Annotated in this window: 17 protein-coding genes; 9 read left to right on the forward strand and 8 right to left on the reverse strand. The window is 36.8% G+C overall.

Features of this window, described 5'->3' with window-relative positions; translation table 11 throughout:
- Positions 1-84 precede the first annotated feature (84 nt).
- Positions 85-1,152, forward strand: a complete 1,068-nt coding sequence (gene dinB / locus MJQ71_RS14675; protein ID WP_238807380.1) for a DNA polymerase IV — start codon at positions 85-87, stop codon at positions 1,150-1,152.
- 82 nt (positions 1,153-1,234) lie between these two features.
- Positions 1,235-4,264 carry an aminotransferase class III-fold pyridoxal phosphate-dependent enzyme gene (locus tag MJQ71_RS14680; protein ID WP_238807381.1) on the forward strand — a complete coding sequence of 1,010 codons (3,030 nt, stop codon included), beginning with the start codon at positions 1,235-1,237 and terminating at the stop codon, positions 4,262-4,264.
- On the opposite strand, the gene MJQ71_RS14685 is transcribed toward MJQ71_RS14680, so the two are convergent.
- The 4 genes from MJQ71_RS14685 to MJQ71_RS14700 all read right to left on the reverse strand — a co-directional run bounded on the left by MJQ71_RS14685 (position 4,226) and on the right by MJQ71_RS14700 (position 9,200).
- On the reverse strand, positions 4,226-5,218 hold the full coding sequence (locus MJQ71_RS14685; RefSeq protein ID WP_310587536.1) for an IS3 family transposase: 993 nt from the start codon (positions 5,216-5,218) through the stop codon (positions 4,226-4,228). The genes MJQ71_RS14680 and MJQ71_RS14685 overlap by 39 nt on opposite strands.
- 107 nt (positions 5,219-5,325) lie before the next feature.
- The gene (locus MJQ71_RS14690) at positions 5,326-5,601 is read right to left on the reverse strand and encodes a hypothetical protein (RefSeq protein ID WP_374759619.1); all 276 of its coding nucleotides are present in this window, start codon (positions 5,599-5,601) and stop codon (positions 5,326-5,328) included.
- 108 nt (positions 5,602-5,709) lie between these two features.
- Positions 5,710-8,721: a protein translocase subunit SecDF gene (secDF, locus tag MJQ71_RS14695; RefSeq protein WP_238807383.1), complete on the reverse strand. Its 3,012-nt coding sequence runs from the start codon at positions 8,719-8,721 to the stop codon at positions 5,710-5,712.
- Positions 8,722-8,840: 119 nt separating this feature from the next.
- The gene (locus MJQ71_RS14700; protein WP_238807384.1) at positions 8,841-9,200 is read right to left on the reverse strand and encodes a hypothetical protein; all 360 of its coding nucleotides are present in this window, start codon (positions 9,198-9,200) and stop codon (positions 8,841-8,843) included.
- A gap of 224 nt (positions 9,201-9,424) precedes the next feature.
- Here MJQ71_RS14700 and lpdA point away from each other — a divergent pair, with 224 nt between their 5' ends.
- From lpdA to serS, 5 genes are all read left to right on the forward strand, one after another.
- The gene (lpdA, locus tag MJQ71_RS14705) at positions 9,425-10,816 is read left to right on the forward strand and encodes a dihydrolipoyl dehydrogenase (protein WP_238807385.1); all 1,392 of its coding nucleotides are present in this window, start codon (positions 9,425-9,427) and stop codon (positions 10,814-10,816) included.
- A gap of 357 nt (positions 10,817-11,173) precedes the next feature.
- The gene (locus tag MJQ71_RS14710) at positions 11,174-11,869 is read left to right on the forward strand and encodes a tetratricopeptide repeat protein (RefSeq protein WP_238807386.1); all 696 of its coding nucleotides are present in this window, start codon (positions 11,174-11,176) and stop codon (positions 11,867-11,869) included.
- Positions 11,870-11,954: 85 nt separating this feature from the next.
- Positions 11,955-12,434 (forward strand): 6,7-dimethyl-8-ribityllumazine synthase, encoded by a 480-nt coding sequence (gene ribH, locus MJQ71_RS14715; RefSeq protein WP_238807387.1) that lies wholly within the window; start codon positions 11,955-11,957, stop codon positions 12,432-12,434.
- Between the two features lie 65 nt (positions 12,435-12,499).
- Positions 12,500-13,828 carry an aspartate kinase gene (locus MJQ71_RS14720; RefSeq protein ID WP_238807388.1) on the forward strand — a complete coding sequence of 443 codons (1,329 nt, stop codon included), beginning with the start codon at positions 12,500-12,502 and terminating at the stop codon, positions 13,826-13,828.
- An 18-nt stretch (positions 13,829-13,846) separates the two neighbouring features.
- Positions 13,847-15,118, forward strand: a complete 1,272-nt coding sequence (gene serS, locus MJQ71_RS14725) for a serine--tRNA ligase (RefSeq protein WP_238807389.1) — start codon at positions 13,847-13,849, stop codon at positions 15,116-15,118.
- Positions 15,119-15,199: 81 nt separating this feature from the next.
- Here serS and MJQ71_RS14730 read toward each other — a convergent pair whose 3' ends face one another.
- The 4 genes from MJQ71_RS14730 to MJQ71_RS14745 all read right to left on the reverse strand — a co-directional run bounded on the left by MJQ71_RS14730 (position 15,200) and on the right by MJQ71_RS14745 (position 19,889).
- Entirely contained in the window at positions 15,200-16,045 is an 846-nt protein-coding gene (locus tag MJQ71_RS14730; RefSeq protein WP_238807390.1) for a dienelactone hydrolase family protein, read from the reverse strand.
- Between the two features lie 131 nt (positions 16,046-16,176).
- Positions 16,177-16,617 carry a thioredoxin family protein gene (locus MJQ71_RS14735; protein WP_238807391.1) on the reverse strand — a complete coding sequence of 147 codons (441 nt, stop codon included), beginning with the start codon at positions 16,615-16,617 and terminating at the stop codon, positions 16,177-16,179.
- Between the two features lie 154 nt (positions 16,618-16,771).
- A complete protein-coding gene (locus MJQ71_RS14740; protein WP_238807392.1) occupies positions 16,772-18,313 on the reverse strand; it encodes a YifB family Mg chelatase-like AAA ATPase in 1,542 nt (513 codons plus the stop codon).
- 94 nt (positions 18,314-18,407) lie between these two features.
- Complete coding sequence (locus tag MJQ71_RS14745; protein ID WP_238807393.1) at positions 18,408-19,889, reverse strand: M20/M25/M40 family metallo-hydrolase; 1,482 nt, start codon at positions 19,887-19,889, stop codon at positions 18,408-18,410.
- 238 nt (positions 19,890-20,127) lie between these two features.
- Between MJQ71_RS14745 and MJQ71_RS14750 the strand changes: the two genes are divergently transcribed.
- Both MJQ71_RS14750 and MJQ71_RS14755 read left to right on the forward strand, forming a co-directional pair.
- Positions 20,128-22,215: a S9 family peptidase gene (locus MJQ71_RS14750; protein ID WP_238807394.1), complete on the forward strand. Its 2,088-nt coding sequence runs from the start codon at positions 20,128-20,130 to the stop codon at positions 22,213-22,215.
- Positions 22,216-22,385: 170 nt separating this feature from the next.
- Positions 22,386-24,143 carry a DUF6089 family protein gene (locus tag MJQ71_RS14755; protein WP_238807395.1) on the forward strand — a complete coding sequence of 586 codons (1,758 nt, stop codon included), beginning with the start codon at positions 22,386-22,388 and terminating at the stop codon, positions 24,141-24,143.
- Positions 24,144-24,212 lie beyond the last annotated feature (69 nt).

The raw sequence follows: 24,212 nt of genomic DNA on the forward strand, positions 1-24,212 counted from the left end.
TTCAACTCTACGCAATTCTTTATACTTAGTTATGCAAAAAGATGTTTTCTAACCTAAAATCTAAATAAAAGTTGCTCTAAAACCTTGCACCGAAAAATCATACATATTGACATGGATGCTTTCTTTGCGTCTGTTGAACAACGTGATTTTGCCGAATTACGAGGAAAACCTGTGGCTGTTGGTGGAAGCAGCGAGCGTGGTGTTGTGGCGGCAGCCAGCTATGAAGCTCGAAAATTTGGTGTTCGCTCGGCTATGTCGTCTCGGATTGCTAAACAAAAATGTCCAAATCTTATTTTTGTCAAACCTCGTTTTGAAGTTTATAAGCAAGTTTCAAGAGAAATTCGTGAGATTTTTTTGGAATATACGCCATTGGTTGAGCCTCTTTCGCTTGATGAGGCCTATTTGGATGTGACCGAAAACTTAAAAGGCATTGCTACCGCAACAGAAATAGCACAAGAAATAAAAATCCGAATCAAAGAAAAAACGACATTGACCGCCTCTGCGGGTGTTTCGGTGAATAAGTTTTTAGCGAAAATTGCTTCTGATTATCGAAAACCCGATGGACTTTTTGTAATAAAACCCGCTCAAGCTGAAGCTTTTGTAGAAACGCTTGAAATCAGTAAATTTCATGGCATTGGAAGAGTTACAGCCGAAAAAATGCACAAAATGGGAGTTTTTACTGGAAAAGATTTACGAGAAAAAAGTGTTGATTTCTTGACAAAACATTTCGGAAAAGTAGGCCGATATTATGCTGATATTTCACGTGGTGTTGATAATCGGCCAGTAAATCCTGATAGCATCAGAAAATCGGTTGGCGTAGAAAACACTTTTAATCATGATATTTTTGAACCCGATGAACTTTATCGTGAACTCGACGATATTGTCGAGCAACTTTGGCGACGCATGGAACGAGCCAATGCTTATGGCAAAAGTATTACGCTGAAAGTAAAATTTGCTGATTTTGAGAGCATTACTCGAAGTCGCACGTCGCAACTATCGGTTATCGACAAAGGTTTTTTAGCAAAAGTTGCCTACGAAATGCTCAATCATTTAATTCCGATGCCCAAAGACGTTCGCTTGATGGGTGTTTCGTTTACAAATCTCGAATTTGCTGATGAAATGATTGGGAGACAACTCACCATCGGCTTCTGAACTTTCATAAAACCGCTTTGACATTATTCTTTTTTGAACCTAATACATTTAATTTGTGCGGTTAAACCTCTAATCTCATTTTATGACCGAGCCAACTTATCAACAACTACAAATTTCTGAGCCACTCGCAGAACAAATTGCAATAGATTTTTTCGAAATAAAAGGAAAAGCAAAGGCTTTACCTGGCGAAATTGACTTCAACTTCAAAATTACGAGTACCAATAAATCTTATATTTTAAAAATAAGTCGCCCTGAAGCTGCTCTCGAATACCTGACTTTTCAAGACGAATTGTTAAAACATCTTGAACAAAACTCACCTATTTTCAAATATCCAAAATCTTTTAGAAATATTAACGGAAATGGCATTTTCAACTATATTGATGCTTTTGGAAATACAAGAAAAATTCGGCTTTTAGAATGGATTGATGGAAATCTTTATTCAGCAATCAATCCTAAAAGTAATAATCTGCGGTATTCGCTCGGGTTACAATGTGGACAAATTACGCATTGCTTGCTAGGTTTTAATCATACTTTGGCTCATCGTACCTTCGATTGGGATTTGGCAAATGCACTTTGGGTTGAACAATATTTAGGGCTTTTTTCGGAAAAAGAACTCAAAATTGTAAGTTTTTTCATTGAGAAATTTAAAAATATTCAACCGCAATATCAAAATCTTAGAAAAAGTACAATTCACAATGATGCGAATGACAATAATATCATTGTTTCAAATCATTTACAAAACCCTGTTGTAGAAGCAATTATCGACTATGGCGACAGTGTTTATTCGCAGATTATCAATGATTTATCTGTTGTTTTGGCTTATGGAATCATGGATTTTGAAGACCCATTAGAAGCATCCAAAGCAATTATTACTGGCTATCATGAAAGTTTTCCTCTTTTAGATCAAGAATTACAAGTGCTTTATACCACAACCGCCATGCGTTTGGTGATTAGTGTGACAAAATCTGCCATCAATAAAAAGAAAGAACCCGAAAATAAGTATTTATTAATCAGTGAAAAATCGGCGTGGTTGCTACTTGAGCAATGGATGAATATTTCTGAAAATTACGCTTACTATTCGTTCAGAAAGGCTTGTGGTATGACGCCTTGCAAAACGTATGATGAATTTATTAATTATACACAAAATACGATTTGGTCGATTGAAGATTTGATTCCCGAAAGTATAAATAAAACCATCGTTCCACTTGATTTGTCGATTGCTTCAACTTTTATTGGCAATTTTAGTAATTATATCAATTCGGCGGCATTAGATGATAAAATCAGTCGAAAAGTAAAGGACGAAAATGTGCTTTTCGTAGGTGGCTATGGCGAAGCACGACCGATTTATACAACCGATGCTTTCAAAATAAAAACCAATGAAGGCTACGAGCATCGCACGATTCATATTGGGGTTGATTTTTGGATTTCTGCCAATACTCCTATTCATGCTTTAGAAAATGGCGAAGTTTTTAGCTGCCATAATAACGACCATCCGAAAGATTATGGCCCAACACTTATTCTGAAACATCATATAAATGATTTAGTATTTTATACGCTTTATGGGCATTTGACGAAGGAAAGTTTGGTCGATAAATTTGCAGGAAAACCCATTAAAAAAGGCGAAAAAATAGCTAATATTGGCATAGACAGCGAAAATGGTGGTTGGTCTCCACATTTACATTTTCAGATAATCTTAGATATGCTAGGGCATGAAAATGATTTTATTGGTGTTTCAACGCCCAATAATTGGCCTATTTTTTCGAGTATTTGTCCTGACCCTAATTTACTTTTCAAAACGCCACTTTTAGCTGCAAAAAAACGAACCGACCATCTCGAACAAATCAATTACCGAAAACAGCATTTGGGTAAAAGTCTGAGTTTATCTTATGACCAGCCATTAAAAATTGTGAGAGGGGAAATGCAATATTTGATTGATGAATTTGGTCAAAAATATTTAGACACCGTCAATAATGTTGCTCATGTGGGGCATGAACACCCAAAAGTTGTTGAAGCGGGTCAACAACAAATGTCTATTTTAAATACAAATACTCGCTATTTAAACGATGAAATATTACAATTTGCTGAGGAATTATTAAACACATTTCCCGCCGAATTATCAGTACTCCATTTTGTAAATTCGGGCAGCGAAGCCAATGAACTAGCGATGAGAATGGCAAAAGCTGTTACTGGCGAAAAAGATATTATTGCCTTAGAAATTGGCTATCACGGAAATACACAAGGGTGTATCGATATAAGTTCTTATAAATTTGATGGAAAAGGTGGTAAAGGTTGCCCCGAAAATACGCATATTGTTCCATTGCCCGATGCTTTCCGAGGGATTTATCAAGGCGAAAACACAGGAGTTAAATACGCCAAACATGTGGATGAAGCCATTCAAAAAATACAATCGAAAAATAGAAATGTAGCGGCATTTATTGCTGAAAGTATTGTCAGTTGTGGCGGACAAATAGATTTACCCGAAGGTTATTTAAAAGACGCTTACCAATTTGTAAGAAAAGCAGGAGGCGTTTGCATTGCCGACGAAGTGCAAGTTGGCTTTGGTCGTGTTGGCAAAGCTTTCTGGGGTTTTCAGTTGCACGGCGTAGTGCCAGATATTGTTACGATGGGTAAACCGATTGGCAATGGTCATCCATTAGCTGCCGTTGTCTGCACACGAGCGGTAGCCGATGCTTTTGCAAACGGTATGGAATATTTCAATACTTTTGGAGGAAACCCTGTTTCGTGTGCTATTGGGCGACAAGTTTTGCAGGTCATCAAAGAAGATAAATTACAAGAAAATGCTTTAGATGTGGGCGAATATCTAAAAAATCAACTAAAAGAACTACAAATAGTCCATCCAATTATAGCCGATGTGAGAGGAGAAGGTTTATTTTTGGGAATCGAATTGGTTGACGAAAATAAAAAACCTTTGCCCGAACAAACGAACTATTTGGCTAATCGCATGAAAGATTTTAAGATTCTGATGAGTGTAGATGGTCCGCAGCATAATGTACTCAAAATTAAGCCACCGATGTGTTTTTCAAAAGAAAATGTCGATTATATGCTGGAGGTTTTAAGTAAAGTTTTGAGGGAGAGCTTTATGGAGTTTTAAAACTGTATAGTCCTGAAAAAAGTTGACACGGATAGAATTATAAAACTCTCTTGATATTAGCCTCGGAAGAAAAATCTTTCGAGTTTTTTTCTTCCATTTTTTTATAGTGATTTCTTTCTGCATATGAGTGGCATTTGGGGTCAGCATTTGACAACTCATGTGCGGCCTATATTCATTATAAATTTCAATGGAGTCTTTTATAACTGCCATTGCCTCTTGATGATTTTTAAATCCATCAATGATTAAAAATTCATATCTTAAGATTCCATTAATTCTTTCAGCAACTGCATTTTCGTAAGGGTCTCCATTTTCTGTCATACTAATTTGAACATTATTTTCGGTCAATTTTTTGATATAATCTGCCGAACAATACTGCAATCCTCTGTCTGAATGGTGCATTAATTGGTGTGTATATTTTCTGTTTTTTAAAGCGTATTCAAGGGCATTCAAAGGCCCTTGGGTTGTTAGGTTGTCCAATAGGTGATACCCCATAATCTTCTTTGAATAAACATCTGTAATCAAACTTAGATACTGATGTCCAGTGGCTGTTTTGATATAAGTAATATCGCTGACCCATAGCTGCTCAGGTGCTGTGACAGTAAGATTCTTAGCAATATTAGGGTATTTTCTCATCCAATGTCTTGAATCTGTTGTTTTTGTATAACTTTTTTTAGGTTTAATGAGCAAATGCACTGCCTTCAAAAGGCTGAATAACACATCTCTACCTATGCTAATATTCAATGTTTTAAGCTCTTCTTTTAGTAAAAAATGAAGTTTACGAGTGCCTATTCTGGGCATTGAACATCGTATTCGCATGACAATATCTCGGACTTGTATAAGCTCAGTATTTCGTTTCAATCTACTACTTTTAGTCTTGTAATATGATTGCCTGCTAAACCCAAACAAATGGCTTATCCCTTTAATACCAATCAGGGGTACTTTCGCTTTTTTAATTGTTTGGGTAAAAACTTTTTTCTAATATCTATCTTCAAAAGTTCATCGGCTACGTCAATCGCTACATTCAAAACATGAACTTTTCCTTCTCTTTTGCTAATAAAGTTTCAACGGGGTCGCCCGTGCGATTCTTTGATTTTTTGTTCAGGTGTTTTTATAGTTGACATCGTTGGTAGTTGCTTCCATTGGTGAATTGTCCAATCTAAGATACTATGTTTTCGTAACCAAATCAAAACCGTACTTCGACCTTGAATAACATACTTCCGTTGAGCCTGTTTGTAACTCAACTCGCCTTTTTCTACTTCCGAAATTACTTGTAATTTAAAAGTTAAACTATAATCTCGTTGACTACGTTTTTTCCTTTTGTTCTCAATGTTTTCCATTTGATAAGTCGGTTGTGTGTCAACTTATTTCAGGACGGGACATAAATATGAAAAAAGCCTCTTACAATTAAGTAAGAGGCTTTTTTCATATTTAGAAAAAGGCTAAAATCAAGATTTTTTTCCTTTTTTCACTTCTTCGGTAGCTACAACTGGCGTTGCTGCCAATTTAGCATCTTCGTTTTTCATGTCACGTTGCATTGAATCAACAACGATTGGCGTTGCCACAAATAATGATGAGTAAGTACCCACAATTACCCCTACAAACATAGCAAATACGAAACCACGAATAGTTTCACCACCAAAAATCAATAATACTAATAATACAACAAGCGTAGAGAAACCTGTTACAGCCGTACGGCTAAGAGTTGCATTCAAGGCGTTATTAATAACTGTTGGAATGTCTTCTTTCACACCACGTTTTTCGGTTAAGTATTCACGTACACGGTCAAATACAACAACTGTATCGTTCATCGAATAACCCATAATTGTCAATACTGCTCCAACGAATGCTTGGTCAACATCAAGTGAGAATGGCAACCAACCTCTAAAAATAGAGAAGATACCCAAAATAATAGCCACGTCATGGAATAACGCAACTAACGCACCATAGCCAAACGCCAAACGACGGAAACGAACGAAAATATAAATAAACACCAAAATGATTGAAAGTAAAACTGCTTTTACAGCACCACCAATGGCATCGTTTGCAATCGTTGGCCCAACTTTCGACGAACTCGTTACGATTCCTTTGTTACCATTTACGTTTGCTAAAGCCGCATTTACACTCGTTTCTAACTGTTTTTCAACCTCTGGGTTGGTATTTTCAATTTTGTATGGTGTCGTAATTTTTACTTGGTCAAAACCACCAAATGTTTTTACCTCAATTGCTTTATCTTCAAATGTTACTTTCAATGCTTTGCTTACATCTTCGGTATTTACTGTTTGTTCAAATTTTGCAACGTAAGTACGACCACCCAAGAAATCAACGCCTAAACCAAAGCCTTTAAAGAAAATCGAAACAATTCCTGCAATAATAATTGCACTCGAAATTGTATAGTATAATTTACGTTTTGATACGAAATCAAAATTTGAATCTTTGAATAATTTCTCTGTCCATTTTGTAAAGAAAGAAACCGTTTTTCCTTTGCCGATATAATATTCAAAAAACAATCTTGAAACGAAAATTGCCGAGAATAGCGAAGTGAAAATACCAATCAAAAGCGTTGTTGCAAAACCAAGAATTAAACCAGAACCAAAAATAAATAATACAGCACCAGTAATTAAGGTTGTTACGTTAGAGTCAATGATTGACGACATTGCATTTGTAAAACCATCACGCACTGCCACCGGGAATGTTTTGCCCAATAACAATTCTTCTTTAATACGCTCATAAATCAAAACGTTCGCATCAACCGACATACCAACTGATAATACTAAACCTGCAATACCTGGCAATGTAAGTGTTGCACCAAAAGATGCCATTACACCCAATAGTAAGAACAAGTTAACGATAAGGGCAACGTTTGCAATCAAACCAGCTTTGTTATAATAAATCAATACGAAAGCCAATACAAACAAAACACCAATAATTGATGAAAGAATACCCGCACGAGCAGCTTCAGAACCAACAGTTGCACCTACGATGTCTTCCGAAATAATGTTTGTTGGAGCAGGAAGTTTACCAGCTTTCAATACGTTTGCTAAGTCAAGGGCTTCTTCAACCGTAAAGTTACCACTAATACTCGAGCGGCCACCACCGATTTCACCATTTACGTTTGGTGCTGAATAAACAAAATTATCAAGAATAATTGCAATCGGGCGACCAATGTTTGCTCCTGTTAAGGCTTTCCATTTTCTTGCACCTTCTGCATTCATTTGCATTTCAACGGCTGGTTTTCCGCTATCGTCAAAATCTTGTGACGCATTCGTTACCACATCACCTTCCAAAGGAGCTTTGCCCAAATCTTTCACGAAATACATATCAACAATCTCTTCGCTTGTATTTGTACCGTTTGCACGAGCTTTTACATCATATAAATAATTGGCATTTGCTGGGAAAAGAGCTTGAACATCAGAACGGTGCATAATTTGATTTACGCGTGAAGTATCTTTTACACGCACAGCTACTCCGTACCCTGTTCCGATAAATAAGTTACTAAACGCATTTGTTTGACGTTGAGCTAAACCAGCAGAATCTTTCTTAGATGTATCAGATTTGTTACCATTTGACAATTGAGCAGCCAAACTATTTTTAGAAGTATCGCTTGTTGCAGCCGTTGCTGAATTATCACTTTTTCCTGCAATTTTGTTTAAATCTGTTTTTGAAGAAGCTTTGCTTTCAGCATCCATTTGTAATAAAATAGCAGCTAAACCATCAAATGAAGGGGCAATTTCTTGCATTGTATAAACTTCGCAAAACTCTAATTTTGCTGCACCCGAAAGTAGTTTACGCACACGTTGTGGATTATCAACACCTGGTAATTCAACTTGAATACGGTTTGTACCTGATAAACGTTGTAAGTTTGGATTTGATACCCCAAATTTATCAACACGTGTTTGAATAATACGGAATGCACGGTCAAAAGCACCATCAACTTCTTTTTTGATGTAACTAACAACTTGGCCATCTGAAGATTCCAAACTTAATGTTCCACGATTAGAGCTATTTGAGAAAATACTCGCTAATTTTGTATCAGGAGCAACTTTTTTAAACTCATCTGCAAACAAATCAACGAAATTTGTACTGCTCGTTTCTGCTCTTTTTTGTGCATTTGCGATAGCTGTTGCAACTTTCGGGTCACGCGAACCAGCCAAAGCACGAACGATTTCGGTAGGAGAAACTTCCAAAATAACACTCATACCACCTTGAAGGTCAAGGCCTAAACCTAATTCTTGTTTCATTAGGTCTTCTGTTGTTGTCATTCCTAAGAAAACTGGTTGTTTCCAAAGAGAGTCCAAATAACGTTGTTTTTTGCTATAATCTATTTTACCAGATTTATCAGTTGCGTACGCTTCTGCGTCTTTTCTAATATCATTGGCTTTCCAAGTACGAGCCAAGAAATAAATACTAATTGCTAAAAAAGCCACTAATAGAGCGACTATACCACCTTTGTTTCTCATTTTTAGGGAAATGTTTGTAATAAATAAGTTTGATAGAAAATAATACACGGAATCACAAAAGACTTATGATTCTTCATTAAAAAAGGAAAGAAAAAATGTTCTTTCGAAGTGAAAGTGACTTATGGAGCATTCGGAGCAATAAAATGCTCGTAGAGATTCTCGAAATATGAAAGTCGGAAAAGTGGTTTTGAATAAACTTTTACCGAAGATTCGACGATTAAATAAATAACTTGCGGAGCAGGTAAAACGAAGGCGTCGTGCCCGAAGTCGAACGCATGGCTGGGTACAACCACCTCCAACGACAACTCGCTAACAACTGATTGGTTTTCTGGTTGCTGCTTTTTGTCAGACTTCTCTTGCTTGGGTTTATTGGGCTTATCATGTTTTTGTGGTAGCTGCTTGCCGAAAACGCTCGTCAGCATCACCATTGTGAACATCAAAAGTCCAAAAGCACGTGATATGTAAGAGTAATTTTTCATTTTAGGAACGCAAAGCTACAAGAATTTCTTTAAATAAGTCAAATCTTATGCCAAAAAATCAAAAACCTCCACCACATTCGCTATACGGCTGTTTCATAAATAGTCTAAAAACAAGAATCCTTATACTTTTTTGCTTCATTTCTAACATATTCTGCCCTAACTTTTGACTATAAGCTATTTTGTCTAATTTTGCACCGAAGTTTTCAATTAACAAGAAACATTTTATGGCTCAATACGACGTTGTTATACTTGGAAGTGGTCCTGGCGGTTATGTAGCTGCCATTCGTGCATCACAATTAGGCTTGAAAACAGCCATCATCGAAAAAGAAAATTTAGGTGGAATCTGCCTTAACTGGGGTTGTATTCCTACCAAAGCTTTACTGAAATCAGCTCAAGTTTTTGAGTACATCAAACATGCAAAAGATTATGGTATCGAAGTGGGCGAATCTCACGCTGACTTTGGTGCAGTAATCAAACGTTCTCGTGGCGTAGCCGAAGGAATGAGCAAAGGTGTAACTTTCTTGATGAAGAAAAATAAAATTGATGTAATTTTTGGTTACGGTAAAGTAAAAGCTGGCAAGAAAGTAGAGGTTACTGACGCTGAAGGCAAAAAAACTGACGTAGAAGGAAAGCACATCATCATTGCGACAGGAGCAAGAGCAAGACAATTGCCAAACGTACCACTTGATGGCACAAAAGTAATTGAATACCGCAAAGCCATGAGTCTCGAAAAACAACCAGCGTCAATGTTGGTGATGGGTTCGGGTGCAATCGGTGTTGAGTTTGCTTATGTGTATGCAAGCATGGGTACAAAAGTAACAATTGTAGAATTTATGCCAAATATTGTTCCAGTAGAAGATGAAGACATTTCTAAGGAATTGGCAAAAATTTACAAAAAATTAGGCATCGAAATCTACACAAGTTCAAGTGTTGAAAAAGTAGATACTTCAGGCAATGGCTGCGTTTCAACGGTTAAAACACCAACAGGCGAAATCAAAATCGAAACTGACGTTGTACTGTCAGCGGCTGGAATTGTAGCAAATATCGAAAATATCGGTTTAGAAGATGTTGGTATCGCAACTGACAGAGGCAAAATTTTGGTAAATGGCTTCGCAGAAACAAATATTCCAGGATATTATGCCATCGGTGATGTAACTCCAGGCCAAGCCTTAGCTCACGTAGCATCAGCAGAAGGTATTATTTGTGTAGAAAAAATTGCGGGTCATCATCCACAACCATTAGACTATAAAAATATTCCTGGTTGTACCTATTGTTCTCCCGAAATTGCTTCCGTTGGTTACACCGAAAAAGCTGCTAAAGAAGCTGGTTATGAAATCAAGGTTGGAAAATTCCCATTCTCAGCTTCGGGTAAAGCGAAGGCGGGTGGCGTACCTGAAGGTTTCGTAAAAGTAATCTTTGATGCAAAATACGGCGAGTGGTTAGGTTGCCACATGATTGGTAATAACGTAACTGAAATGATTGCAGAGGCGGTTGTTGCTCGTAAACTCGAAACAACAGGTATGGAAATCATCAAGTCGGTTCACCCACACCCAACCATGTCAGAAGCGATTATGGAAGCGGCGGCGGCGGCCTACGGTGAGGTGATTCACTTATAATTCGTTTATATTTCAGACAAAATAATAAAAGGCTGTTTTGATTTTCTTCAAGACAGCCTTTTATGTTTCTTAACTTAATGTTGTTCAAACAAAGCAATTATAGAACATTTTGAGTTATAAATCTTTGATTTTCAAGACAAATATGAAGGCTTTTTCCAAAAACTATCATAATATTATATAAATCGACATAATTTTTATCAAAGTATTTATAGAAGTTCAAAATCAATTTCATAACTTTGCACTCCGAAAAAGTTATGACACTCATCATAACCAATGTTTTTTGAAAATAAAGCTTGATTATATAAGTTTTAATCAAGTTAATCAGATAAATTAAAGCGGTAGTCGCACTATCTAAAAATGGCAAAAAAAGAAAAATCAGGTCTTGACATCATCGAAAGTCCAGAAGCATTACAACAAGAATTTAACAAAGCAGAAGGTTTTTTAAAAAATAATCAAAAATTAATTACCATCATCGGTGGTGGGATTTTAGCGGTTGTTTTAGGTGTAGTTGGATATAATTACTACGCAAAATCTCAAGATGAAGATGCACAAGCTGCTATGTTTAATGCTGTTTATGCATTCGAAGCGGATTCATTAAAACAAGCTTTAAACGGAACAGGTGGTAACGAAGGCTTATTGGCTATTGCTGATAATTATGGGGCATCGAATGCTGGAAACTTAGCTAATTTTTATGCAGGTGTTGCTTTAGTAAAGCAAGGCAAATTTGATGAAGCTATTGAGCGTCTCAAAAACTTTAGTTCAGACGACCTTTTGGTTCAAGGAAGAGCTTATGCTCTTATCGGTGATGCTTATATGGAAAAGAAAAGTATTGATGATGCGATTTCTTACTACAAAAAAGCGGCTGAATACAAGCCTAACAAAACTTTTACACCAGTATATTTGATGAAATTAGCTACTGCTTACGAAGCAGCTAAAAATAACAAAGGTGCGTTAGAAGTTTATAACGAAATCGTTGAAAAATATCCTGATTCAATAGAAATTGGCAACGCCAAGAAATATAAATCCAAACTCGAAGGCACTGTCGGCGAGTAAGATTTGGTTATTTTAATCATATAATCAAAGGGATAAGCCGAAATAGGTTTATCCCTTTTTTTTAATTCATTCATCGAAAATCATTATGTCATCAGCTAATAAAAATTTAAGTGATTTTAGCACGCAAGGTTTACCTGATGTGAGCCAAAAACGTTTCGCAATCATCGTAGCAGAATGGAATACCGAAGTGACTGAAGCCCTTTTTGATGGAGCTTACAAAACGCTAATCGATAATGGCGTAAAAGTTGAAAATATCATCCGAGCAAATGTTCCTGGCAGTTATGAACTAAGCTTTGGTTCGCAAATTTTTGCTCAAAAAGCCGATATTGACGCTGTGATTGCTATTGGATGTGTTATTCAGGGTGAAACCAAGCATAATGATTATATCAATCACGCTGTTGCACAAGGCTTGACAAATGTTTCATTAAAGTATAATAAACCCGTGATTTTTGGAGTGCTTACGCCCAATAATCAACAACAAGCCCTCGACCGAGCAGGTGGAATACACGGCAACAAAGGCGATGAAGCAGCAATAACAGCAATTAAGATGTTGGCTATCGGTTGATAAACAACACTTTTTAATTTAAAACTAAGATAAACATATAAACAAAAACTCAACCAAAGAAGAAAATGCAAGTTTGGAAATTTGGCGGGACTTCAGTAGGTAAGCCCGAGCGTATGCACTCAATCCGTAATCTTATTACTGAAGATGGCGGTCGTAAAATTGTAGTTTTGTCGGCACTTTCTGGCACGACCAATGCTCTTATTTCTATTGGCGAGTCTCTCAAAGCTAATAATGATGCCGAAGCAATCGAAAAAATTGATACTCTTTATGCTCATTATCAAGCATTTATAACAGAATTATACAAAACAGAAGTAGGTCACAATAAAGGTAAAAGTATCATCGACAATGAATTTAATTTTATTCGTTCGTTGGTCAATATCAAGCCTTTTACACTCAAACAAGAAAAAGAAATCGTTGCTGAAGGAGAATTACTTTCAACGCAAATGTTTGAAGCATACTTGCAGGAAGAAGGTGTAAGTTCGGCCCTTTTGCCAGCTTTAGATTTCATGTTGATTGATGCTGATAATGAGCCTGTTTTAACTTTTACCGAAGAAAAATTAACGGCCATGCTTTCACAATTATCTGATAAACAGATATTTATCACGCAAGGTTTTATTTGTCGTAATCCTCGTGGTGAAGTTGATAACTTAAAACGTGGCGGGTCTGATTATACTGCATCATTGGTTGGTGGAGCAATTCGGGCGGAAGAAATCCAGATTTGGACTGACATCGACGGTATGCACAACAATGACCCACGAATCGTGAAACGTACTTTTCCAGTACGTGAATTAACTTTTGAAGAAGCAGCAGAACTGGCGTATTTCGGTGCGAAGATATTACATCCAAGTACCATTACGCCAGCAAAAATGCGTGGAGTTCCTGTTCGTTTGAAAAACACCATGGAGCCAAACGCCTATGGAACGCTAATTGCCGATAAATCAACCGATTCGGAAATCAAAGCAATTGCAGCAAAAGATGGCATCACGGCAATCTATATTCATTCAACGCGTATGCTGAACGCTTACGGATTTATGAGAAAAGTTTTTGAGGTTTTTGAAAACTTTAAAACGCCAGTTGACATGATAACAACATCTGAAGTCTCTATTGCCGTTACAATTGATAATGCGGAAAATTTAGACAAAATAACTGCTGTTTTGGGTCAATTTGCTGAACTCGAAGAACACGACCGCAATCAATCAATTATTTGTATTGTTGGAAATTTCATGGCCGATAAAGCAGGAATTGCTCTTAAAGTAATGGAAGCCATGCGTGATATTCCAATCAGAATGATTGCTTATGGTGCATCGGAGCATAATATTTCGCTTTTGGTTGATACAAAAGATAAAAACAATGCCTTAAATGCGTTGAATGAAGGTTTGTTTAAGTTTGATTAAGCTATAAATTTATAGGAAATGCTACAACTCAATTATATAAAAGAAAACAAACAGGCTACTATTGATAGCTTGAAGCGTAAATATTTCAAAAATGCCGAAGAAACAATTGAAACCGTTTTAGGTATTGACCAAAAACGCCGTGAAACGCAAGTAGAACTAGATGCTACTTTGGCCCGAGCGAATGCTCTAGCAAAAGAAATTGGCGGCTTAATGAAAGCAGGCAAAAAAGAAGAAGCCGAAGCTGCAAAAGCAGAAACTGCCGAACTTAAAGTAAAGTCAAAAGCATTAGAAGAAGAGTTAAAAGTATCAGAATCAGAACTTTACGATGTAATGGTTACGATTCCGAATCTTCCACATGCAAGTGTTCCAGAAGGACGTACACCAGAAGAAAACTTGAATGTTTTTCAAGCAGGAGAAATTCCAGAATTGCATGAAGCCGCTTTACCTCACTGGGAGTTAATCAAGCAATACGACATTATTGATTTTGATTTAGGAAACAAAATTACAGGTGCGGGTTTTCCTGTTTATAAAGGAAAAGGAGCAAGAATTCAGCGTGCAATGATTAATTTCTTTTTAGATGAAGCATTGGCTGCTGGTTTCATGGAAATTCAACCTCCGATTTTGATTAATAAAGAATCTGGTTTTGGAACAGGTCAATTGCCCGACAAAGAAGGTCAAATGTATCATTCAACGGTTGATGATTTATATTTGATTCCAACTGCCGAAGTGCCAGTAACGAATATTTATCGTGATGTGATTTTGTCTGAAAATGATTTACCAATCAAAAACGTAGCTTATACGCCTTGTTTCCGTCGAGAAGCAGGAAGTTGGGGTGCTCACGTACGTGGATTGAATCGCTTACACCAATTTGATAAAATCGAAATTGTACAAATTCGTAAGCCAGAAGACTCTTATCAAGCATTAGACGAAATGGTTGAACATGTAAAATCTTTGCTAGAAAAATTAGAATTGCCTTACCGAATTCTCCGCCTTTGTGGTGGAGATATGGGCTTTACTTCGGCTCTCACTTATGATTTTGAAGTTTATTCAGCGGCTCAAAAACGTTGGTTGGAAGTAAGTTCGGTTTCAAATTTTGAGTCTTATCAAGCCAATCGTTTGAAACTTCGCTATAAAGTTGATGGTAAAACGCAGCTATTGCATACACTTAATGGTTCGGCATTGGCATTGCCTCGTATTTTGGCTTCAATTTTAGAAAATTTCCAAACACCTGAAGGAATCAAAATACCAAAAGTATTAATTCCGTATTGTGGTTTTGATATGATTGGATAAAATTCTGTTTAAAAAAAGGAATCCCACTGACAAAAACTGTCAATGGGATTTTTTTTAGGTTAGATATTTCGTCAAAAAATTTTATAATAATTTTTTCTTTAAATATTCAATCGCCATTCCATAAGCTTCTTTTGCTTTTGCTTCATCAAATTTTGGATTGCTCGGATTAGCGAAAGCATGGGCCGCATCAAAAATTTTATAATTAAGCGATTTTCCTGCGGTTTTCATGTTTGCGGCAAATTCTTCTATTACTTCTTTTGAAATCCATTGCTCTGTTGCAAAAAGTCCAAGAACATCGGTGTTCAATGTTTTTAATTTTTCAATATCTTTTACAGGCATTCCGTAGTACATTACTGAGCCAACTGTTTGTTTACCTCCAATAATTGCAGATTTCAACGACCAACCTCCACCAAAACACCAACCAACATTGGCAACTTTAGCTTTTTTACCCGCGTAAGTCAATCCACCTTTTACAATATTTTCTAAGCGAGCTTCAACAACTCCTTGCATTAACTTTCCAGCTTCACTTGCATCAGTTGCTACATTTCCATCGTACATATCTAGGGCCATAACATTTACATTACCCCCTAAATCATTATAAAATATATCGGCTTGACGTTTGATATGGTCGTTTAAGCCCCACCACTCTTGATAAACAAAAAGCCATTTGTCCGATTTCTTTTTTGCTTTTACTACGTAAGCATTGGCTTTTTTGCCATCTGGGGCAGAAAATTCTATCATTTTTCCACCAACTTCACTTGTATGTTTATAGACAAGTGGGGCTAAATGAGAAGCAATAAATGCTTTGTCGGAAGCGAAAATGCCCATGTTACCGTCATTACTTGCAAAAGCAACATCGCAACAGGTTTGAGAAAAACTAAGAGCAGAAATACTTGCTAAAGTTAGGGTTAAGAAGAGTTTTTTCATTAGTTTTTATGAAATTAAATGTATGTACATAGGTAAACGATTTATAAGTAAAAAAGGTTTTGAGAAATTTTTTAAAAATAAAAAGGGAGAAAAACCATTGCTTCCTCCCTTCAAAACCTTAAAATTGTACTTTATGCTTTTCTTTTAGCTACTACTTTTTTGCCAGTATCAAGCAATTGCTCTATTTCTTGATAGCCCAAAAGCATTTTTATTACTTTACCAGTATTTGGGTCGATGAAAAACAATGATGGATAACCTTGTACTTCATAGATACTCGAAAGTCTCATGCCTTCTTCGCTTTCCATGTCAATGGCTGCATTTACGAAGTTTTGGTTAAAAAAATCGCCTAACTGCTTGTTTGGGAAAACCCTCGCTTGAAGCATTTTACACGGCCCACACCACGTGGTGTAAGCATCCATAAAAATTAGTTTTTTTTCGGCTTTGGCTTTTTTTAGAATTTCTTTCCAAGATGACGATTCTGTAAATTTTATGCCTGTTGCAGCACCGTGTTGAGCGAATGTAGTTACGCTAAAAAATAATCCAACGATGGCAAGAAAAATGGTTTTCTTCATTTTAGTGTTTTTTAATTCACGATTGCATACGATTTGCGTTCGTGTAAAAGGTTAATAATTGATGTTAATAACGTATCAAAATACGGTTTTAGTTTCTCCATTGTAAAAAAAGCAAGATTTAGGCCAAACTACTTTTTGTAAGTTCATAATTATCTCATCCAGCCCAATTTTCTCTGTCCAAACTTCGGTACTGAATAGCTTCGGCTAAATGCTCAATTCTGATTTCTTCTGAACCTGATAAATCTGCAATCGTGCGACTTACTTTTAAAATTCGGTCGTAAGCCCTTGCCGAAAGTCCGAGGCGTTCCATTGCTTTTTTTAACAACGCTTTTCCTGCATCTCCAATATCACAAATTTCTTTGACCATTTCTGGAGGCATCATTGCATTTGAGTGAATTTCTGGATAATTTTCAAAACGTTTTGTTTGTTGTTCGCGGGCTTTTATAACTCGTTCTCGTATTTCGGCTGAAGTTTCATTTTTGCGAGTTGATGCAATTTGGTCGAAACTTACAGGAGTAACTTCTACGTGCAAGTCGATTCTATCTAAAAGTGGGCCTGAAATTTTATTCAAATACTTTCCAACTGTACCTGGCGGACAAGAACATGGTTTTTCGGGATGATTATAATAACCGCAAGGACAAGGATTCATGCTTGCCACTAACATAAAATTAGATGGAAATTCGACTGCTTGTTTTGTTCGAGAAATAACTACTTTTCGCTCTTCGAGTGGTTGACGCATCACTTCTAAAACTGTTCGTTTGAATTCGGGCAATTCATCCAAAAACAAAACACCATTGTGAGCTAATGAGATTTCACCAGGTTGCGGAAAGCTTCCTCCACCAACCAAAGCTGCATCTGAAATAGTATGATGTGGCGAGCGAAACGGACGACCAGCAATTAACGAGGCTTTTACCCCTAATTTTCCTGCAACAGAATGAATTTTGGTCGTTTCGAGTGCTTCATGCAAGGTCAATGGTGGTAAAATTGACGGTAATCGCTTGGCAAGCATGGTTTTACCTGCACCTGGTGGGCCAATCATAATGACATTATGCCCGCCTGCCGCAGCTATTTCCATTGCTCTTTTAATATTTTCTTGCCCTTGAACATGCGAAAAATCGGCTTCGTATTCACTAACTGAATTGAAAAAAATATCTCTTGTATCAGTAATCAAAGGTTCTATTTCTTTTTTTCCTGTCAAATAATCAATGGCTTCTGTCAAACTATTGACAGGAATTACGTCTAAAGAGTTGACAATTGAGGCTTCCATCGCATTTTCGGCAGGAAGAATAAAGCCTTTTAATTTATTTCGACGAGCTTCTATCGCAATGGGTAAAACGCCTTTGATTGGTCGAAGCGTTCCATCTAAAGCCAACTCTCCTAAAATGACATATTCATCTAAATTTTTTGTGGTTTTTATTTGTCCCGAAACGGCCAGAAGTCCAATAGCCATTGGCAAATCATAAGCAGAGCCTTCTTTACGAATATCAGCAGGAGCGAGATTGATGACTGTTTTTTGACGGGAAATTTGAAAATTGCAATTTTTTAAGGCAGCATCTACTCGTTGTTGGCTTTCTTTTACCGCTCCATCGGGTAAACCGACAATTGCCATTCCTGTGCCTTGAACTACACTTACTTCAACGGTAATTAATGCAGCATCGACGCCATAAACGGCAGCCCCGAAGGTCTTTGATAGCATAAGTTGTTGTGTTTTTTGTAATATAATTTAGTAAAAAGTTTTTAGGGATTGGCTTTAAGAAATTTACCAAAGCCAATCCCTAAAACTGACTGTTTTATTGTTCCCAACGCCAATCTTTACCAATAATCAGTTCATTTTTAAGATTTTGTTTAATCAAGAACTCTTTGGTTTCTTGGTCATTCATTTTTTTAACAGGCAGCTGTTCGGCTTCAGCCAAAGCGAAAAGCATCATTGCGGTGAAACGAACGTTATTTCCGATTTGTTTTTTATCAATCAAATCAAAACGGTCACAATTGGCGTGATAACAGTTATAAGCTTTTACAGGAAAACTTCCAGATGGTGAGCAAACTGGCACACCTTCAATCATAAATGGCTGATGGTCAGAGTGTAAGCCTGCTGAATTTGGATTTACATTCGAGAACGTTGAATCTACTTCTTTGATTTTTTTGCCAATTTCGTCAAAAAACTTACGTAATTCTGGGCGACCCATCGAATTAAAGCCTTTGGCGTTATTCACCATATCAAGGTTTAGCATCAATTGAACTTGGTCTAATTTACCTTCTTCTTTGTATTTTTTAACCATTGCTTTCGACCCAAGCAACCCTTGTTCTTCACCCATAAATAAAACAAATTCGATGGTACGTTTTGGTCGAAGATTGAGTGCTTGAAAAACTCTCGCAACATCCATCACTGTAAAAGAACCAATTCCGTTATCCATTGCACCTGTTGCCAAATCCCACGAATCTAAATGACCACCGATGATGATTTTTTCTTTTTTATACTTTTTTGAATTCCCTGGAAGCGTGGCAATTACATTTCTTGCTCTGATTGGGCGACTGAAATTTCTCATATCAATAACGGCCAGCAAGTTTTTTTCCTCATTCATCCATTTGCGAATCGCTTTTCCACTTTCGACCGAAATACAAACCGCAGGAATAGGAATTAGTTCGCCTGTAACCGAGGCAGTTCCTGTTAAAAGAACCCCTCCATCAACTGCATTTGCAATGATAACACCCGCTGCACCGTATTTTATCGCCAACGCTGTTTTTTCTGAACGATGAAGATTTTTTTTGCCCTTATTTTCTGGCGATTGAATATTGATATTGAACAAGGCTATTTTGCCTTTTACTTCTGCTTTTACTTTTTCAAAATCAGATTCAACGCCATCGCCACAATCAACAATTGCTCCTTGTAAATGCGATGATACAGGCGAATGAGCCAAAGCCACCACTTCTATATCTCTGAAGTTATCGCTACCTTTTGGTACAATTGCCAAACTAACAGTATCTCTTGCCCAAGATTCTACTTCAAAAGGCAAGTATTTTACATCCACAAAACCATATTCTTTCAGTAGTTTATAGGCAAATTCTTCCGCTTTTTTTCCGTTGGTGCTTCCCGTAAGACGGTGACCAATTGTTGAAGTTGCCTCGCCTAACGTTTCATATGAGCGTCCACGATAAAGAACATCTTGGTTGATTTTAATAAAAACATCTTCAAGAGTATCTTTTTTAACCTTAAACGCCGAAAGAGCTATAATGATTACTACTATTATGATGGCAAAACTTTGTTTTTTCATTAGATTTATTACTGATTATTTGTATAAATAGATGAAATGTTTTTAAAGAACTGTAATATTAATTGTAAAAATCGTTATTTTTTATTTTTTCCACAAAATGTCTTCATATTAAGTCAAGAATCATACATCTTTTGAATCATTCTTCTTGAATATGTTTTACTTTTGCCCGATTTCATCATGCAAACTAAAACTTTTTCTTGAAAAATTAACTTATTTTATTAATCATTTCCAAATAAATATGAGTATTCTACAAACAATGAATAATACAGGTTTAACTGCACCAACCGTAGAAATAAAGCCAAAAGAAATAATAACACACGACCACATTCGGATTGACAATTATTATTGGCTCAACGAACGAGAAAACGCTGATGTAATTTCCTACCTAAATGCTGAAAATAGCTATTTAGATGCGGTAATGTCGCCTGTAAAGCCGTTACAAGAAAAACTTTTTCAAGAAATGAAAAGTAGGATTAAAGAAAACGACGAGTCTGTTCCTGTCAAAGATGGAAATTATTTTTACTATGCCAAATTTGTTGAGGGTGGAGAATATCCAGTTTATTGCCGAAAAAAAAGCCATCTCGATGCTACCGAAGAAATTTTGCTTGATGGCAATAAATTAGGAAAAGGAAAAAAATATTTTAGTATTGGTGGCTATGAAATCACCGATGATGATTCAATCATTGCTTACGGAATTGATACTGTAAGTCGAAGAAATTATACCGTTTGCTTCAAAGACCTCAAAACGGGTAAACTTTATAAAGACAAAATCAAAAACACAGAAGGCGGAAGCTATGCTTGGGCAGCAGATAACAAGACATTTTTTTACATTGTGCGAGACCAACAGACACTATTGGGGTATCAAGTTTGGCGACATACGTTAGGCACAGATGTGAAAACTGATGTGCTGATTTATGAAGAAAAAGACAATCAATTTTACATGGGTCTTTACCGCATGAAATCTAAAAAATATATTGCTATTGGTTGCGACCATAATGGCATCTCAACTGAGTATCAACTTTTGGATGCGTCTAATCCAATGGACGAATTTAGAACATTTTTGCCTCGTGAGCATGGACATGAATACAATATTGAACATTTTGAAGATAAATTTTACATCCGAACAAACTCTAACGATGCCTTCAACTTCAAATTAATGCAGGTTTCTGAAATGAATATGTCTGAAAAATCACAGTGGAAAACAGTCATTGAACATCGAGCTGATGTGTATTTAGAAGGCATTGAAGTATTCAGAAATCACTTGGTTATTCAAGAAAAAAATCAAGGACTCAGCCAACTTCGTATCATTAATCAATCAACTAAAGACGAGCATTATTTGAATTTTGGAGAACCTGCATACGATGCTAACATTGGTTCAAACCCAAATTTTGATACTGAAATATTGCGTTATAGTTATACTTCTTTGACAACGCCAAACTCTACTTTTGATTATGATATGAACACACAAACGAAAGAGTTAAAAAAACAACAAATAGTTTTGGGCGATTTTAATAAAGAAAATTATGTGTCTGAACGAGTCTTTGTTAGCGTTCGTGACGGGGCAAAAGTCCCTGTTTCTATCGTCTATAAAAAAGGCACAAAGCTTGATGGAACAGCTCCTTTGCTACAATATTCTTATGGCTCATACGGTTATTCGACCGATGCGACGTTTAGCTCTAACCGTTTAAGTTTACTTGATAGAGGCTTTGTTTATGCCATTGCCCACATCCGTGGAGGGCAAGAAATGGGTCGAGAATGGTATGATAATGGCAAAATGTTCAAGAAAATGAACACTTTTTATGATTTTATTGATTGTTCTGATTTTTTGATAAAAAACAAATACTGTGATTCAAACAAACTTTTTGCACTCGGTGGAAGTGCTGGTGGCTTGTTGATGGGAGCTATTATTAATCTTCGCCCAGATTTGTACCGAGGTGTAGTTGCGGCAGTTCCATTTGTTGATGTTGTAACAACAATGCTTGACGAAACTATACCGCTCACAACTGGTGAATTTGAAGAATGGGGGAACCCCAAAAATGTCGATTCATACGAATATATGTTGAAGTATTCACCCTATGATAATGTCGAAAAAAAAGCGTACCCTAACCTGCTTGTTACAACAGGCTTGCATGACTCTCAGGTACAATATTTTGAGCCAGCAAAATGGGTTGCCAAACTCCGTACAATGAAAACGGATAGCAATTTATTGTTGATGCACACCAATATGGAAGCAGGTCATGGTGGTGCTTCGGGGCGTTTTGCCTCACTTAAAGATGTTGCCCTACAATATGCCTTTATTATTGATTTAGCTGGAATTTTTAATTAAGATTAATAACCGATTAATCATTTTTACCAAAAATAATGTGGCTTTTTGTAGAAATTTCTAACAATTTTTTTTTTCTTTGCTAAAGATTATGGATAGATTGTGACTTAAAAATTCTTGATTAGTCCAATTTTTATATTATTTCTTAGAAGAAAACAATAAATTCCCCCAACATGAAGAAGGTAACATTCCTTTTTGTAGCGTTATTAACCTTATCGCTTACAACTCAGGCACAAGATTCTTGTAAGGTTTGCAAACCTTATAAGTGGGAAGTTGGTATTCCCCTTGGTATCAATCAGTATTTCGGAGATATGCACTGCAGTAAACCGTATGCCTCTGCAAATAGCATAATGATTGGTGCTTTTGTTCGCAGACACATTAATGACTATTTCGCTCTACGAGGACAATTACTATTCGGTAAGTTAGCAGGAAATGACCTAGACCAACCTGATGGAAGATGGGATTATCGCCGTTTGAAATTTACAACACCTTTAACTGAATTATCTTTATTAGGCGAATTCTACCCTTTGAAAGAAAGAAGATATACTTGTGATGGCACCTTCCGTAAAACGCTTTCTCCTTACCTCTTTGGAGGTTTGGGTCTTGCAATTACAAACCCTACGGTTGTAGCTCAAAATGCTTCTTTGCAAGATGATGACCCTCGTAAATATGTTGTCGCAAGATTATTTGACCAAGACCAAGCAAATTTGAAAAAAGCTGCTTTAGTACTTCCTTTTGGTGTTGGTTTGAAATATAACGCTGCTGAGAGATGGACAATAGGAGCAGAAGTTGGCTACCGTTACGCTTTTTCAGATTATTTAGACGGAACAAAATTATCAACAACTGCATTAGGAACTGGTACAGCATTAGAACCTAATGGTAAATCATATAATGATGGCTATTTGGTAGCAAATTTACTTGGTTCATATCGCTTTGGTGATAAAGACAGCGATAAAGATGGTGTTGTTGACAGATGTGATGCATGTCCAAGTGAAAAAGGTTTACGTAAATTCCAAGGTTGCCCTGATACTGATGGTGATGGTATTCCTGATAAAGACGATGCTTGCCCTACGCAAGCTGGCCCAATGGCATTAAAAGGCTGCCCTGACACTGACGGTGACGGCATCGCAGACAAAGATGATGATTGCCCTACACAAGTTGGCACAGTTGCTTTAAAAGGCTGCCCTGACCGTGACAAAGACGGTGTTGCTGACAAAGATGACGCTTGCCCAGATGTTGCTGGTGTAAAAGCATTGAAAGGCTGCCCTGATACTGACGGTGATGGTATTGCTGATAAAGATGATGCTTGCCCGAATGAAGCTGGCCCAGCGTCTTTAAATGGTTGCCCTGATACTGATGGTGATGGTATTGCAGACAAAGACGATGCTTGTCCAACAATCAAAGGTGTTGCTTCTGCAAAAGGTTGCCCAGACCGTGATGGTGATGGTGTAGCAGATGCACAAGACAAATGCCCTGATTTGGCTGGATTAGTATCAAATGATGGTTGTCCAGAAGGATACGTTAATGGTAAACTTGTACCGAAAGGTTATAGAACTGCAAGTGGTTGTGAAATTTCTCAAGCCGAATTAGATGACTTAAGTTTAGCTGCTCAAGGCGTTGAGTTTTATAGTGGAACGAATAAATTGAAGCCAGCTTCTTATAAGAAACTTGACCAAGTTTGTGCATTATTGCAAAGATGCCCAGATAGTATTTTGCATATATCAGCATTCAATGATGGTGCAAGTACTTCTACAAATCTTCGTTCGGCTAAACTCCGTGCTTGTGCGATTTACGCTTATTTCTTGAAGAAAAAATGTATTAGCAAGGCTCGTATGACTTATGACGGTCAAGGAGATGAAGACCCAACAACTGATTACACAACACCCGATGGTAAAAAATCAAATACTCGTGTTCAGTTCCAATTGAAATAATATAAGTTACGATTCTATAAAAAGAGCAGAAACCAATGGTTTCTGCTCTTTTTTTGTTAATTAATCATT

Origin of the sequence: Emticicia aquatica (genome assembly GCF_923079645.1) — a bacterium.
Lineage (GTDB): Bacteria > Bacteroidota > Bacteroidia > Cytophagales > Spirosomataceae > Emticicia > Emticicia aquatica.

Bases quoted from the DNA above. Each gene is read 5' to 3' on its own strand.
- MJQ71_RS14690 (WP_374759619.1), bottom strand. From the start codon at position 5,601: ATGGAAAACATTGAGAACAAAAGGAAAAAACGTAGTCAACGAGATTAT.
- ribH (WP_238807387.1), top strand. From the start codon at position 11,955: ATGTCATCAGCTAATAAAAATTTAAGTGATTTTAGCACGCAAGGTTTA.
- secDF (WP_238807383.1), bottom strand. From the start codon at position 8,721: ATGAGAAACAAAGGTGGTATAGTCGCTCTATTAGTGGCTTTTTTAGCA.
- MJQ71_RS14720 (WP_238807388.1), top strand. From the start codon at position 12,500: ATGCAAGTTTGGAAATTTGGCGGGACTTCAGTAGGTAAGCCCGAGCGT.
- MJQ71_RS14700 (WP_238807384.1), bottom strand. From the start codon at position 9,200: ATGAAAAATTACTCTTACATATCACGTGCTTTTGGACTTTTGATGTTC.
- serS (WP_238807389.1), top strand. From the start codon at position 13,847: ATGCTACAACTCAATTATATAAAAGAAAACAAACAGGCTACTATTGAT.
- MJQ71_RS14740 (WP_238807392.1), bottom strand. From the start codon at position 18,313: ATGCTATCAAAGACCTTCGGGGCTGCCGTTTATGGCGTCGATGCTGCA.
- MJQ71_RS14750 (WP_238807394.1), top strand. From the start codon at position 20,128: ATGAGTATTCTACAAACAATGAATAATACAGGTTTAACTGCACCAACC.
- MJQ71_RS14755 (WP_238807395.1), top strand. From the start codon at position 22,386: ATGAAGAAGGTAACATTCCTTTTTGTAGCGTTATTAACCTTATCGCTT.
- MJQ71_RS14680 (WP_238807381.1), top strand. From the start codon at position 1,235: ATGACCGAGCCAACTTATCAACAACTACAAATTTCTGAGCCACTCGCA.
- MJQ71_RS14745 (WP_238807393.1), bottom strand. From the start codon at position 19,889: ATGAAAAAACAAAGTTTTGCCATCATAATAGTAGTAATCATTATAGCT.
- lpdA (WP_238807385.1), top strand. From the start codon at position 9,425: ATGGCTCAATACGACGTTGTTATACTTGGAAGTGGTCCTGGCGGTTAT.
- MJQ71_RS14735 (WP_238807391.1), bottom strand. From the start codon at position 16,617: ATGAAGAAAACCATTTTTCTTGCCATCGTTGGATTATTTTTTAGCGTA.
- MJQ71_RS14710 (WP_238807386.1), top strand. From the start codon at position 11,174: ATGGCAAAAAAAGAAAAATCAGGTCTTGACATCATCGAAAGTCCAGAA.
- MJQ71_RS14730 (WP_238807390.1), bottom strand. From the start codon at position 16,045: ATGAAAAAACTCTTCTTAACCCTAACTTTAGCAAGTATTTCTGCTCTT.